9 protein-coding genes and 2 rRNA genes are annotated in these 13,737 nt (G+C 59.4%); 5 read left to right on the forward strand and 6 right to left on the reverse strand.

Annotated elements, in window-relative coordinates:
* Positions 1–63: 63 nt before the first annotated feature.
* Positions 64–179 (forward strand): 5S ribosomal RNA (rrf, locus tag ACF8Q6_RS10030).
* Between the two features lie 109 nt (positions 180–288).
* Positions 289–404, forward strand: a 5S ribosomal RNA gene (rrf, locus tag ACF8Q6_RS10035).
* A 66-nt stretch (positions 405–470) separates the two neighbouring features.
* Here the strand turns inward: rrf (ACF8Q6_RS10035) and ACF8Q6_RS10040 are convergent.
* From ACF8Q6_RS10040 to ACF8Q6_RS10055, 4 genes are all read right to left on the reverse strand, one after another.
* Positions 471–2,885 (reverse strand): TonB-dependent siderophore receptor, encoded by a 2,415-nt coding sequence (locus ACF8Q6_RS10040; RefSeq protein WP_392489673.1) that lies wholly within the window; start codon positions 2,883–2,885, stop codon positions 471–473.
* Between the two features lie 165 nt (positions 2,886–3,050).
* Positions 3,051–4,007: a FecR family protein gene (locus ACF8Q6_RS10045; protein WP_392489674.1), complete on the reverse strand. Its 957-nt coding sequence runs from the start codon at positions 4,005–4,007 to the stop codon at positions 3,051–3,053.
* Positions 4,008–4,011: 4 nt separating this feature from the next.
* Positions 4,012–4,515: a sigma-70 family RNA polymerase sigma factor gene (locus ACF8Q6_RS10050; protein ID WP_161775403.1), complete on the reverse strand. Its 504-nt coding sequence runs from the start codon at positions 4,513–4,515 to the stop codon at positions 4,012–4,014.
* A gap of 106 nt (positions 4,516–4,621) precedes the next feature.
* The gene (locus tag ACF8Q6_RS10055) at positions 4,622–5,311 is read right to left on the reverse strand and encodes a GntR family transcriptional regulator (RefSeq protein WP_392489671.1); all 690 of its coding nucleotides are present in this window, start codon (positions 5,309–5,311) and stop codon (positions 4,622–4,624) included.
* Between the two features lie 203 nt (positions 5,312–5,514).
* Between ACF8Q6_RS10055 and lapG the strand changes: the two genes are divergently transcribed.
* Positions 5,515–6,276, forward strand: a complete 762-nt coding sequence (gene lapG / locus ACF8Q6_RS10060; protein WP_011953175.1) for a cysteine protease LapG — start codon at positions 5,515–5,517, stop codon at positions 6,274–6,276.
* Between the two features lie 10 nt (positions 6,277–6,286).
* Complete coding sequence (gene lapD / locus ACF8Q6_RS10065; RefSeq protein WP_014859069.1) at positions 6,287–8,233, forward strand: cyclic di-GMP receptor LapD; 1,947 nt, start codon at positions 6,287–6,289, stop codon at positions 8,231–8,233.
* 155 nt (positions 8,234–8,388) lie between these two features.
* On the opposite strand, the gene ACF8Q6_RS10070 is transcribed toward lapD, so the two are convergent.
* Both ACF8Q6_RS10070 and ACF8Q6_RS10075 read right to left on the reverse strand, forming a co-directional pair.
* A complete protein-coding gene (locus tag ACF8Q6_RS10070; protein ID WP_014859068.1) occupies positions 8,389–9,747 on the reverse strand; it encodes an HlyD family type I secretion periplasmic adaptor subunit in 1,359 nt (452 codons plus the stop codon).
* A gap of 7 nt (positions 9,748–9,754) precedes the next feature.
* Complete coding sequence (locus tag ACF8Q6_RS10075) at positions 9,755–11,911, reverse strand: type I secretion system permease/ATPase (protein WP_003256004.1); 2,157 nt, start codon at positions 11,909–11,911, stop codon at positions 9,755–9,757.
* 998 nt (positions 11,912–12,909) lie between these two features.
* Between ACF8Q6_RS10075 and ACF8Q6_RS10080 the strand changes: the two genes are divergently transcribed.
* Positions 12,910–13,737, forward strand: an 828-nt coding sequence (locus ACF8Q6_RS10080) for a retention module-containing protein (RefSeq protein WP_392489672.1), incomplete at its 3' end; no start/stop codon positions are given.

Genomic DNA, 13,737 nt, shown 5'->3' on the forward strand with positions numbered 1-13,737 from the left:
CCACAAATATCGCATATCCGAATTCGCTGGGCTGTCCATCTGGACATTCTGGCAACAGAATTTCTTGACGACCATAGAGCATTGGAACCACCTGATCCCATCCCGAACTCAGTAGTGAAACGATGCATCGCCGATGGTAGTGTGGGGTTTCCCCATGTGAGAGTAGGTCATCGTCAAGATTCATTTCGCAAAACCCCTATCTGCACATGCAGGTAGGGGTTTTGTCTTTAAGTAGGAACTACAGAGATTCGCAGGCACGTCCTAGGGACGGGCCAGCACACAGAATTTCTTGACGACCATAGAGCATTGGAACCACCTGATCCCATCCCGAACTCAGCAGTGAAACGATGCATCGCCGATGGTAGTGTGGGGTTTCCCCATGTGAGAGTAGGTCATCGTCAAGATTCAAACCCAAAGCCCCTGTCTGCGATGCAGACAGGGGCTTTGTCTTTTTCGGGTTTCAATATCGGTTAGAACTGATAGCTGACTGTGGCGCTCACATTGCGCTCTTCACCCATGTAGCAGTAGTTCAGGCTGGCACATGAGGTGATGTAGCTTTCATTGGTAAGGTTGTTGGCGTTCAAGCGCACATCCACACCCGTCAGGCCGACCTTGCCCAGGTCATAGCCGATAGAGGCGTCGAACAGGGTGTAGGAAGGCACTGTCATGCTGTTTTCCGCATCCACCCAGCTGTACCCCACATATCGCACCCCACCGCCCAGCCGCAGGCCATCCAGTGCCCCCTGGCGGAAGTTATAGTCGGCCCACAGCGAAAGCATCTGTTTCGGCGCCTGAGTCGGCGAATTACCCTTGTTGTCCAAGTTGCCCGAGACAAGGCTCGGCATTGACTTCGAATACTCGATATCGGTGAAGGTATAGCCACTCAGCAGTTTGAGGCTATCGGTCAGCTGTACATGGGCCTCAAGCTCTAGCCCTTGCGAGCGGACTTCACCGACAGGGCGATAGAAGTCTTCGTCAGGCTGTTTAGACGCCAAATTCTCCTGCTCGATGCGGAACACCGATGCGGTGAACAGGTTGTCGCTCCCTGGTGGCTGATATTTGATGCCGGCTTCCCACTGAGTGCCCTCCGTAGGTGCCAGCGGCCGGCCCTGCTGGTCGGACACGGTGTTCGGGTTGAACGACTCCGAGTAGCTGATGTAGGGCGCAATGCCGTTCTCGAACAGGTAGAGCACCCCTGCCCGGGAGGTGAACCTGGAGCGTTGATCACTGACCTTGCTGTCGCTGTCACGGTTCTCTTCGGACACCTTCACCCAGTCCTGGCGCAGCCCCAAGGAAAAGCGCCACTGGTCCAGCTCCACCAGATCCTGCAGGTACACACCCGTTTGTTGCAAGCGTCGCTGGTAGCGGTTCTCGCCCAGTACCTGAAGATTGCCATTGCCGTACTGCGGATTGCCGGCATCCAGTGGGTCGACGGTGCCATAGCGCCATGCCACGTCGGCTTTGCGTCGCTGGTAGTCAGCCCCCAGTAGCAAGGTGTGTTTGGCCACCCCGGTAAAGAATTCTGCCTGCAGCATGTTATCAATGATGTACGAATGCAGGCGCTCGTCGCCGCCGGTATAGGCGCGGTTTAGCATGTTGCTGTCAACATCTGCCCAGCCGGCGGAGTACACCTGGTCCATCGACACGTCGGAATCCTGATAACGGAAGTTCTGCCGCGCTGTGAACACATCATTGAAGCGATGCTCAAACTGGTAGCTGAAGGACTGCTGAGTGCGCTCGTAGTTGTCGATATTCGGCTCGCCCTCGAAAAAATGGTCTGACAGGCGTAAACCGTTGCGCTTGTGCAGCATGCCATCAGCAGGGTTACCGCCGTGGTACCCGCCGTTAGGGTCGTGTTGCAAATAGGCCTGCAGCGTGAGTGCGGTGTCTTCGGTGAAGTCGACGGTTATAGCAGGGGCGATGGCGTAACGTTCTTCCTTGTTGTGGTCGAACTGAGTGTCGGAAGCATCCGCCAAACCCGTCAGGCGATACGCAATGCGTTTGTCGTCATCCACAGGACCACTGAAGTCGAAGCCCACGCCACGCTGGCCCTGAGTACCTACCGTGGCCTGAACCTGATGGTAAGGGGCAAAGAGTGGCTTCTTGGTGGTCAGGGCTACCAGCCCACCCGGCGAGCTTCGCCCGTACAGTACCGAAGACGGTCCCTTGAGAATGTCGATGCGCTCAAGAAAGTATGGGTCTACCTGCATTGTGCTGTAGGTGCCGTTGTCGCCCATTGACTTGAGCCCATCGACGTAGATGTTGTCCACCGAACCGTCGTTGAAGCCGCGCATGGCTACATAGTCATAGCGATGAGTGGCACCGTACGGGTTGGTCAGTACTCCTGGCGTGTAGCGCATGGCCTGGGCAACGGTCTGAGAGCCCTGATCGTCCATTTGCTGCCGAGTAACTACCGAGACCGATTGGGATGTCTCCACCAAGGGCATGCTGGTCTTGGTCGCCACCTGGCTGTGCGTAGCGTTGTAACCCTCCATGCTGCCCAGTGCGTTGCCGAGGGAGAAACTACGGATGTCGGTGTCTGGTAAAGCCAGGGCGGCGTTCTGACGCTGTGCCTGCAGCACATAGTTACGTCCCTCCTGGCTGACCACTTCCAGCCCGCTGCCATTTAGCGACTGGCGCAGCGCCTGATCGGTGGTGTACTGCCCCTGCAGTCCGCTGGAATGCAGGCCATCGGTCAGCTGAGGCGTGCTCGACAGGGTGATACCGGCCTGGCGAGCAACCTTATTGAGCACGTCGGTCAGTTGGCCAGCTGGTATTGCATAGTGTTGGCTCACTTCGGCTGTGTCGGCCGCAACGGAAAGTTGTGGAACAGTTGCCAGGCCCAGGGCGGTACCAAACAGAACAGCCCGGATGGCATGGCGCAAGTGAGCTGATTGCAGGACTGGACGAAAATCATTTGGGCTGAATGTGTGGGTTAACACCGGGTTGATAGACATGAAGGGTCCGTTAAAGTGTCGAGGGCAGAAAGTGTCGCTTACTGTCCTAGCCGGACCTGGAATCAAAACCCGCCAGAAATCGATAACGCCTTATCAGGTCATGCTCTCTACATGCACCCACCAGCGTGTACGTCGACGAAGTCGTACGGGCAACGTCTGCGGTAGCAGCCGAAGCAGTTGTTCCGGGTCTTCGAGGCGGAACACCCCCGACAGGCGCAGGTCGGCAATCTCATTGCTGCAGCCCAGGTAACCATGGCGATAGCGGCTGACCTGCGCGAGGAAGTTCGAGAGGCGCATGTCCTGAGTGACGATCAACCCTTCAGTCCAGGCCATCGCATCCATGTCCATGTGCGCGAGCCGGTGCGCACCCTGAGCATCCAGACGCCAGTTCTGGCCTCCTTCGATCCACTGAAGTTGGCCAGTACCAGGCCGGTGTATCGCCACTTTGCCGTGGCTGACGCTGACACGCGTGCAGTCGCTATCCTGATAGGCCACAAAGCGTCCTTCGAAGCCTTCCAGCAGCGCGTCGCGGGTTTCTACCAGCAGGGGATGCCGGGGGTTGCAGTTGATCATCAATTCCCCATGCTTCAGTCGGACCAGACGCTGTTGATCATGGAAGGTCAGGTCCACGGCACTGCAGGTATTGAGTTGCATCAGTGAGCCGTCGGGCAGGGTGAAGACGCGTCGCTCGCCCGTGCCAGTGGCATAGTCTGAAGCCCAGGCACTCACAGTATCGAGGTCTTTGGCCAGCCAGCTCGCCGACCCTGCCATGACAACGCCACCAAGCAGCTTCAGTGCCTGCCGACGGCGCAGGCGCTGCTGGCTGGTTTCCAGTGTCTGCAATGCCAGCCCGGCACCGGGAATAGCGCGCAGGTCAAGGTCCTGATGAAGGTGAACCACACGTTGCCAGGCCTGTTCGTTTTCGTGGTGGCTGCTGCGCCATTGCGCGCACTGTTGTTGCAGAGCTGGATCGTGCCCGCTCTCATGCAGCCGCAGCATCCACTGAATGGCCTGCCTGACCGTTTTTGTATCAGGGCGTGCAACGGTCATGGATTCAGCAGTCGTCTTCATAGCGCAGCACGTAGCAGTGATAGAGCGCATCGGCGATGTAGCGCTCAACGGTGCGCACGGAGATCCCCATCTGTTCGGCGATGGCCTGATGCTTCAGCCCCTCGCATTGAGCCAGCAGGAATGCGCGACGGACCTTGGGTTTGAGGCCGTCGAGCATGCGTGCAATACGCTCAAGCAATTCCAGCAGCAGCTCGCGGGTCTCGACTGAGGGGGCCAGTACTTCCGGCACATGGGCCAAAGCCTCCAGGTAGGCCCTGTGCAGTTCCTCGCGGCGCCAATGATCGATCACCAACCCACGCGCTACCGTGCGCAGGAAGGCCCTGGGAGCATTCAGCTGCAATTGTTCACGGCGCTGTAGCAAGCGGACGAAGGTATCCTGGGCGAGGTCAGCCGCATCGGCTGCGTTGCCGAGCTTGCTACGCAGCCAGGTATGCAACCAGCCGTGGTGGTCACTGTAGAGCGTTTGCACGGAATCGTTGCTGGGCATGGGGGAGGGCGCCGGCATCAATGGACGTTAATGATAATTAGTCTCATTGTTGGCGGAGCAAGATTAATTTGCAACCCATCAGTTACCGCGTAAAGCCGGTAATGGGCTAACGCCCCAATTGCGTATCCAGGTAGTTGCGGATCACCCGCGCCCCGCCATTGAGGTGCCGTTCCAGCACCGCTACCGCTTCGTCCACCAGCTTGTCACTGGCTGCATCTACCAGTGCGTTGTGATCGTCCTGAGTGAGCTTGCCCAGGCCCATGGACGAAAGATGGAAACGCAAGAAGCGTTCTTCCTCGTTCAATTCGTTCTCGATAAGGCGCAGTAGTTTCTTGTTCGGCGCCTTGCTGTACAGCGCCATGTGGAGCAGTCGGTTGAGGCGGCCAATTTCAGTGTGGCTGGTCTCATTCTCCAGTTGCTGGATATACCCGCGGGCGCTGGCGATGTCGCTGGCATCAAGCAGCGGGATAGACTGGCGCAGCGCCTCGCTCTCGAGCAATACGCGAAGGGCATAGGTGTCCATTGCATCCTCGCCGATCAGCGGTGCAACGACGGCACCCTTGTGCATCTCCACTTTCAACAGGGATTGCGCTTCGAGCTGGCGCAGGGCTTCGCGCACGGGCATGCGACTGACGCCGTACAAGGTGGCGAGCTCTTGTTGGCGAACCGCAGTACCAGGGGGCAAGCGACCATCGAGAATGGCGCTGCGCAGGCGTTCTTCGATCACGGCACGGGCCTGATGCGGCAACAACTGCTCGCTGGCCAGCACATTGCTCAATTTGATTTTCTTGGCCACGCGACGCCTGCCTCAACGATGACTATATTGGATCCAATGACACTAGTAACAGCTTGTGAGGGTGTCAAACCTGCACCCACACTGGTACGGGCGCCCCAAAAGCGCGGCTATGGTGGAGGAAGTCGCACGTCAAAGGAAGCTGCCTATAGAAAGATGTAAGCAGAAAGTATAGGCGGGCTGACAGCCGGGTGCGTGATTGCAGGGTGCCATTGTCTTTTGCGGTGGCAAGCCCCACCATCGCTGCTTTCGACTGGTCTGAACAGGGCTTCGCAGTGGCGATATCCTGGTTGCTCAAAACCGTAGTGCGATATGTCGGCTTTGCCGCGCTGCTGGGCAGTCTTCTGCTGGGCGGCTTGCACGCGGATTGGGATTTCTCCCAGATCAGCCGCAAGTCGCAGGCTCTGTACGGCCCACTAGGTGCCGGGCAGGGGCGCATCGATGCCTGGCAGAGCCTAATGGCCACGCAGAAGCAGGGTACCGAGCTTGAACGGTTGCAAGTGGTCAACCGCTTCTTCAACCAGCAATTGCGTTATGTCGAGGATATCGATCTGTGGCATGAGGTCGACTACTGGGCCACACCTGTGCAGGCACTGATCAAAGGTGCAGGGGACTGCGAGGATTACGCCATCGCCAAATATTTCAGTCTACGGCGCATGGGGATCCCCAGCGAAAAACTGCGCATCACCTACGTCAAGGCGCTGCGGCAGAACCGGGCACACATGGTCCTGACCTATTATTCAAGCCCACAGGCCCAGCCTTTGGTGCTGGACAGTCTGATGGATGCCATCAAGCCGGCAAGCCAGCGTACCGACCTGCTGCCGGTGTACGCCTTCAATGGCGAGGGGTTGTGGCTGACGGGCGCCGCAGGGAACAAGAAGGTTGGTGATACCAAGCGGCTGTCACGCTGGCAGGATTTGTTGAAGAAAATGCAGGCCGAAGGGTTCCCGGCCGAGCCGGTTTACTGAAGGAGCACAGATGTCACTGTTCAAACAATTGCTGTTGGCCATTTGCCTGTTCCTGGTGGTCGCCTTCAGTGGCAGTTTCATGGTCAGCCTGGAAAGTTCGCGCAGCCAATACGTCAACCAGTTGCGCTCGCACGCCCAGGATGCGGCCACCGCGCTGGCGCTTTCGCTGACGCCGAATATCGACGACCCAGCGATGGTCGAGCTGATGGTCAGCTCGATTTTCGACAGTGGTTACTATGCAAGCATCAAGGTCGTCGACCTAGGTTCCAATGCCGTGCTGGTGGAGCGTCACGCCGAGCCAGACCCTGGCGGTGTGCCGCTTTGGTTCGTGCGCCTGATCGGCCTCGAGGCCGCCGGCGGCGATGCAATCGTCAGTCGTGGCTGGCAGCAGGCCGCGCGCGTTGAAGTGATCAGCCACCCGATGTTCGCCATTGCCAAGCTTTGGCAAAGCGCCTTGGGCAGCCTGGGGTGGTTGCTGTTGTGCGGTGCGGCCAGTGCAGTGCTCGGTGCTTTGCTGTTGCGCCGCCAGTTGAGGCCGCTGGACTACATGGTCGAGCAATCCCACGCTATTGCTCGCCGCGAATTCCTCAGCCTGCCAGAGTTGCCACGCACGCCGGAGCTACGCCGCGTAGTGCAAGCGATGAACCAGATGGTCGAGAAACTCAAAGCCCTGTTCACCGAGCAGGCCGAGCGCAGTGAACGGCTGCGTGCGGAGTCCTACCAGGACAGCCTGACCGGGCTGTCGAACCGCCGCTATTTTGAAATGCAGCTGAACAATCGGGTAAGCAACCTGGAAGACGCGCGCGCCGGCTACCTGCTGTTGCTGCGGGTGCAGGGCCTGGCCGGCCTGAATGCCCGCCTTGGCGGCCAGCGTACCGACCAGTTGCTGCAAGCGGTAGGTGAACAGCTGCGTCGTACTTGTGCCAGCTACCCGGAAACCAACGACCTCATTTCCCGCAGCCGCGGCGGCGAGTTTGCAGTGCTGGCACCGGGCATGGTGCATGAGGAGGCCGTACACCTTGCCCAGGCCCTGGAGGCAACGTTGCAGAGCCTGCACGAAACGGGGGCCAGTGATATCGACCCGGTGGCTTGTATAGGCCTGGCACCATTCAGCCCTGGTGATTCACCACAGGCGTTGCTGAAGCTTGCCGACGAGGCTCTGGCCCGCGCTGAGAACCAGCCAACGCCGGGCTGGGTATGCCTTGAGCAAGGTGTTGCTGCGGTTGCCGCAGATAGCCAGCATGCCTGGCACGAACGGCTCGACCAGGCGTTTATCAATGGGCATTTCGAGTTGTTCTTCCAGCCAGTGATGGAGTGCGCTTCCTCGCAACGGGTACTGCACCACAAAGTTATTTCGCGTTTGCGCGATGGCCCGGGCGAAGCCTTGCCGGCGGGCCGCTTCCTGCCTTGGCTGGAGCGCTTCGGCTGGATGCCGCGGCTGGATGTGCTGGTGCTGGAGAAAGTCTTGGCGCATCTGCGAGGGCATGACCAGGTGCTGGCGTTGAACCTGTCTGCCGCCACCCTGGCCGACCCCAAGGCCCTTCAGCGCATTTTCGAGCTGCTGGGCCAGAATGCGGCGCTCGGCCCGCGGCTGGTTTTTGAAATTGGCGAGGAGCAGTTGCCTGAGCAGGCAGCACTGGAGCAACTCACCCGGCGCCTGCATGGGCTTGGCTTCGGGTTGGCTTTGCAGCGCTTTGGTGGGCGCTTCAGCATGATTGGCAACCTGGCGCACTTGGGCCTGGCGTACCTGAAGATTGACGGCAGTTACATCCGCAACATCGATCATGAGCAGCACAAGCGGCTGTTCATCGAAGCGATCCAGCGTGCGGCGCATAGCATCGACCTGCCGCTGATTGCCGAGCGAGTCGAGACGGAAGGGGAGCGGTTGGTGTTGCTGGAGATGGGAGTAGGCGGGATTCAGGGGCAACTGGTGGGTGAGCCTGCGCCTTGGCGCTGAATGGCCTCTCGCGCGCCGCTGTAGGAACAGCCTAGAGCCGCAAAAGGGCCACGTAGCGGCCCCAGGTTCAGGTAGCGATGTGCAGGGCTGCTTGTACAGCCCTGTCGCGACACGAGGCCGCTCCTACAGCAATGGTGAAACCAGCAGGTCGGCTATCACCGCTCGCGCAGCGCTTCCGAGCGCGCCTTCATGATCGGCTTGAGCAGGTAGCTCATGATGGTTTTCTTGCCTGTCATGATATCCACCGTCGCCACCATCCCCGGAATGATCAGCAGTGGCTTCTCGTCGGTCCCCAGGTGGCTGCGATCGGTGCGCAGCTTGATCAGGTAATACGTAGTCTTCTTGTCTTCATCGGTAATGGTGTCGGCGCCAATCTGCTCCAGCTTGGCCTTGAGCCCACCGTAGATGGTGTAGTCATACGCGGTGAACTTGACCGTCGCTTCCTGGCCAGGGTGCAGGAAGGCGATGTCTTTGGGCAGGATCTTTGCCTCGATGACCAGCGTGTCGTCCAGTGGCACGACTTCGATGATATCGCTGCCTGGCTGGATTACCCCGCCAATGGTGTTCACCAGCAGTTGCTTGACGATACCGCGTACTGGCGAAGTGACAAGTGTGCGGTGCACCCGGTCGTCCAGCGCCTTGCTGGTGGCGGTAGCCTTGTTCAGTTCGGTGCGTGCCTCGTTCAGCTGGGTCAGCGCTTCACTTCGGAACTTGCCACGCGTCTCTTCGATTTTGCTTTGCACCTCGCGGATGGCCGCCTCTGCGCGCGGGATCGCCAGCGCAGTGGAGTCCAGCTGACCGCGGTTTTCCACTTCGGCACGGCGCAGGCGCAGCACTTCAACCTGGGAAATCGCGCCGGTTGCCACCAGCGGTTCGGACATACTGATTTCCTTGCGCAGCAGCTCGAGGCTGTTGGCGTACTGGGTGCGCTTGGAGCTGTATTCACGCAGTTCCTGCTGGCGTTGGACCAACTGCTGTTGCAGGCCGCCAATTTCGTCCTGCAGTTGCTGGCGCCGGCTCTGGTACAGCGACTCCTCACTGGCCGCCTGGTTTGGCGCGGCTTTACGCAGCTTTTCGTCGATTATCAGCGGGCTGTCCTGTACCTCGGCACTCAAACGTTCGACCCGCAGGGCCATGGCCAGGCGGTCAGCCTCGGTTTCACCAACGTTGGAGGCGAAGCGGGTTTCATCCAGGCGCAGCAATGGCTGGCCCACTTCGACGATCTGCCCCTCCTTGGCGAAGATTTCGGCGACGATGCCGCCCTCCAGGTTCTGGATCTTCTGTACCTTGGAAGAGGGAATGGCCTTGCCTTCACCCCGCGTAACTTCGTCGATGGGCGCAACGCTGGCCCATACAATCAAGAACACGAAGAACAGGATCACGCCCCAGATGGTCAGCCGCACCACCCGCGGTGCATCTTCGATCAGGGCTTTGTTTACCTCGGGCAGCGGCTGGCCGCCAAGCGAGTCGCTGCCTTTGAAATAGCGCCGCAGGCCGTCCTTGAACTGCCCCATATCCAGCTTATGCAACACTGATCTGCCCCTTCTTCAGTGCATCCATGACCGCGGCTTTCGGGCCGTCGGCGACAATCTGCCCGCGATCGATCACGATCAGCCGGTCTACCAGTGACAGCAACGAAGCACGGTGCGTGACCAGCAGTACCGTCTTGCCCTCCACCACCGCCTGCAGGCGCTGCTTGAGGCGTTCTTCACCGGTGTTGTCCATGGCGCTGGTCGGCTCGTCCAGCAGCAGGATCTGCGGGTTGAGAAGCAGCGCACGGCCCAAGGCGACGTTCTGCCGCTGGCCGCCGGACAGGTTCTGCCCGCGTTCACCCACTTGCAGCTCGTAGCCGTCGGGGTGCAGCCGGGCGAATTCATGTACACCCGCCAGTTCAGCGGCCTGCAGGATCAATTCGTCCTCGATGTAGCGGGCGCCGCTGACCAGGTTGTCACGCAAGGTGCCGGCCAGCAGTTGGATGTCCTGTGGGACGTAGCCGATGTTGTGGCGCAGTTCGCTGACATCGATCTGGCGAATGTCGACGCCATCGACCAGCAGCGAGCCACCATCGGCCTCGTATAGGCCGACAATGAGCTTGGCCAGCGAGCTCTTGCCCGAGCCGCTGCGACCGATGATGCCGACCTTCTCGCCAGGGCGGATGGTCAGGTTGATATTCTTCAGGGCCAGGTTCTGCTGGTTCGGATAAGTGAAGTCGACACCGCGGAACTCGACGCTGCCCTGTAGCACCTTGCGGCTCAGCGGGCGCTCTTCGAAGTTGCGCTCTTGCGGCAGATCCATCATGTGGTCGGTGGAGACCATGGTCACCTTGGCTTGCTGGTAGCGGGCGAGCAGGCCGTTGAGTTGGCCCAACGGGCCGAGGGCGCGGCCGCTGAGCATGTAGCAAGCCACCAGGCCGCCCATGCTCAGGTTGCCGTCGATGATCAGGTACACGCCGACGCAGATCATTGCCACGCCTGCCAGTTGCTGGATCAGCAGGGTGATGTTCATCGCCAGGCTCGACAGCACTTTCACGCGCAGTTCCAGCCGGCTCAGGGTGCCGAGGGTTTGCTCCCACATGTACTGGCGTTCGCTTTCGGCGTTGTTGACCTTTACCGCATCCAGACCCGCCAGGGTTTCGATCAGGCTGGACTGGCGCTCTGATGCCAAAGCCATGGTCCGCTCCATGGTCGCCATCAGTGGCCGCTGCAGGGCGTAGCCGATGCCCAGAGCCAGCGGGAAGGCGATGATCGGTATCCACACCAGGTGCCCGCCAATGATGGCGATGACGATCAAAATCAGGATGGTAAAGGGCAGGTCGATCAGGCTGGTCAGGGTCAGCGAGGCGAGGAAGTCGCGCAGGCCCTGGAACTCGTGAATGTTCTGGGCAAAGCTGCCGACCCGCGCCGGCCGGTACTTCATCGACATGCCGACGATACGTTCAAACAGCGTTGCCGAGATGATCAGGTCGGTCTTCTTGCCTGCCAGGTCCAGGCACAGGCCGCGAAGGCCTTTGAGGATCAGGTCGAAGATGTACGCGCCGGCGATACCGATGGCCAGTACCCAGAGCGTCGAGGTGGCCTGGTTTGGCACCACCCGGTCATACACGTTCATCACGAACAGCGGCGCGGCCAAGGCGATCAGGTTGATCACCAGGCTGGCGGCGATGGCGTCGATATACAACCACTTGCTGCGCAGCAGGGTGTCGCGGAACCACGACTTCGCGCGTGGGATGAGGTTGCCGTGGTTGACATCGAACTTGTGCTGCGGCTGCGCGAAGAACACGCGGCCGCTGTAGTCACTTAGCAGTGCTTCGCGGCTGACGTGCACCTCGCCACCGTCGCTCTCGCTGAGTAGCAGGCGCGCGGTGTCATCGTTCTCCCAGCCGAGCAGGACGGCGCTGCGGCCCTCCTTGAGCAGCAGCATGGCCGGCATGGCGATACTCGGGATCTGCTCCAGCTTTCGCTGAAGCAGGCGCCCCTGCAGGCCTGCCCGGGCTGCAGCGCGGGGCAGCAGTTCAGGGCTCAGGCGCTGGGCGGGTAGCGGTAGGCCTGTTGTCAGCATGACCCGGCTGGCGGGCTTCTGGTGCAGGACACACAGGCTCAGCAGACTATCCAGCAGGGGATCGTCATGCTGACTGCGTGGATCGTGGCTGAGTTGGACTCGACTGACTTCGGATTCCACGCGGCGCTCTCTTCATCCTTGTGGTGGGTGGGGTGGGTGTGCCGTCGTTAAGGTCGGGCCGGCTCACCCTGGCTCTCTATATGGTACGGCGAAGCTGTGCTGATAAGGGTTATCACGCCCCGGTGCTTGAGCAGCTGGCCAATGTTCGCCTTGAATCGGTGTTGAGTAAACAATTCTACGTGCTTCATTTTCACCAGACTTAGCGGGGCAATGATTGTTTCATTTTTGATCCAGCCATCATCCGGCTTGTTGCAGCATAGCCTGCCACTCAGTCAAGGGAAGCAAGGGCTGTGGGTTCCAGCTTAGCCATTGTCAGTAAACAGGCGCTGGTTTGTTGGCGCATGTCCGTGGCTTGTTAGTCAAAATTCATCTATAGAAAGCAGATCCTCTGCTTTCTTGCATTCAATATTCGCAAGCGATTTTCCATGATCGGGAGGCCAATATTTGCGCACTCGTATGCCATGTCTTTGATTTGCGACAAATCGCTGCTTGTGGCTTGCGCGGCGTTGAAAGCCTGGTGTGCCTCGAGCGAGCAAGCGCTCCCGGCTCAGGCTGGTTATCGACCTCTTCCTGGCCGCATTCCGGCAAGGTTTGTGCTTATTCGGCAATCAGTGTCCGGGCATTTGACAGTGATCTGGATATTGACGCCAGTAATGCTGACATTGCCGAAGGAGGACAGTCGCGCCGCATGATTTACGGGTGTTGAGGTGTATGAAAAAGTGCTGGGGCTGACGGCTTAACACCCTTTAGATGATGTAAGACATTTGTCCTGAGGAAACGCTTGGCTAAGGTACAAATATCAATGTGACATTACATTGCCGATTGTTTAGGATGGCATGTATAAGGTCAATAGTTTGGCAGTTAAGCAATTCCAAAAAGTTATAGACGGAATATTGACGTCAAAAATCGTCAAGAGATCATCGACATAGTTCCGCCTGAAGTGGCTAGCAAGCGCCGCTCTGGCAGGGAAGTACCCATCGGGTCACACGGAGAGTCCAATGAGCAGCGTTGTAGCCATCGTCAAAAGCATTGTCGGCCAGGTTATTGCGGTATCCCCAGAGGGCATCCGGCGTGTACTTATCGAAGGTGACCGCCTGTTGACCGGTGAGGAAGTGCTCACCGGTCCTGGTGGCGCAGTTACTCTGGAGCTGGCTGATGGCCGTACGCTCGATCTGGGCCGTGACAGCCAATGGAGCGCCGATGCGCCTGACAGTAGCACCGACCTGAGCCAGGCGGCAGCCCAGGCCGCGCCTTCGGTGGAAGAGCTGCAGCAGGCAATTGCTGCTGGTGTTGACCCGACTACTGAGCTTGAAGCTACCGCCGCTGGCCCGTCATCAGCAGGTGGTGGTGCGCTCGGCGGTGGCCACAGCTTCGTGATGCTCGAAGAGACGGCTGGCCGAGTTGACCCGACGGTTGGCTTCCCGACTGACGGGCTGGGCTTTGCGGGCGTACCCGATAACGAAGAAGTGGGCCTGCTGGACACTAACGGCAACAACCCGGTGACCACACCGACGGATACCACCGTCGCTACTGAGCTGACGCTTGGCGCAACCCCTTCCATCAGTGAAGCGGGTGGCGTAATCGTTTATACCGCCACCGTTGGTCAGGCGCCGACCACCAACCTGGTAATTACGCTGTCCAACGGTGCCGTGATCGTCATTCCGGCTGGGCAGACAAGTGGTAGCGTCAACGTCGCAGTTCCGGCAAACGACACACCCTACATCGACGGGAGCCAGATTTCGGCCACCGTGACAGGTAGTACCGGTGGTGGTGGGCTGACGGTGGCATTGCCGCAAACGCCAGCGGTTACCCAAGTGACCGATACA

This window comes from Pseudomonas sp. GLN_2 (assembly GCF_043106005.1).
GTDB classification, from domain to species: Bacteria; Pseudomonadota; Gammaproteobacteria; order Pseudomonadales; family Pseudomonadaceae; genus Aquipseudomonas; species Aquipseudomonas alloputida.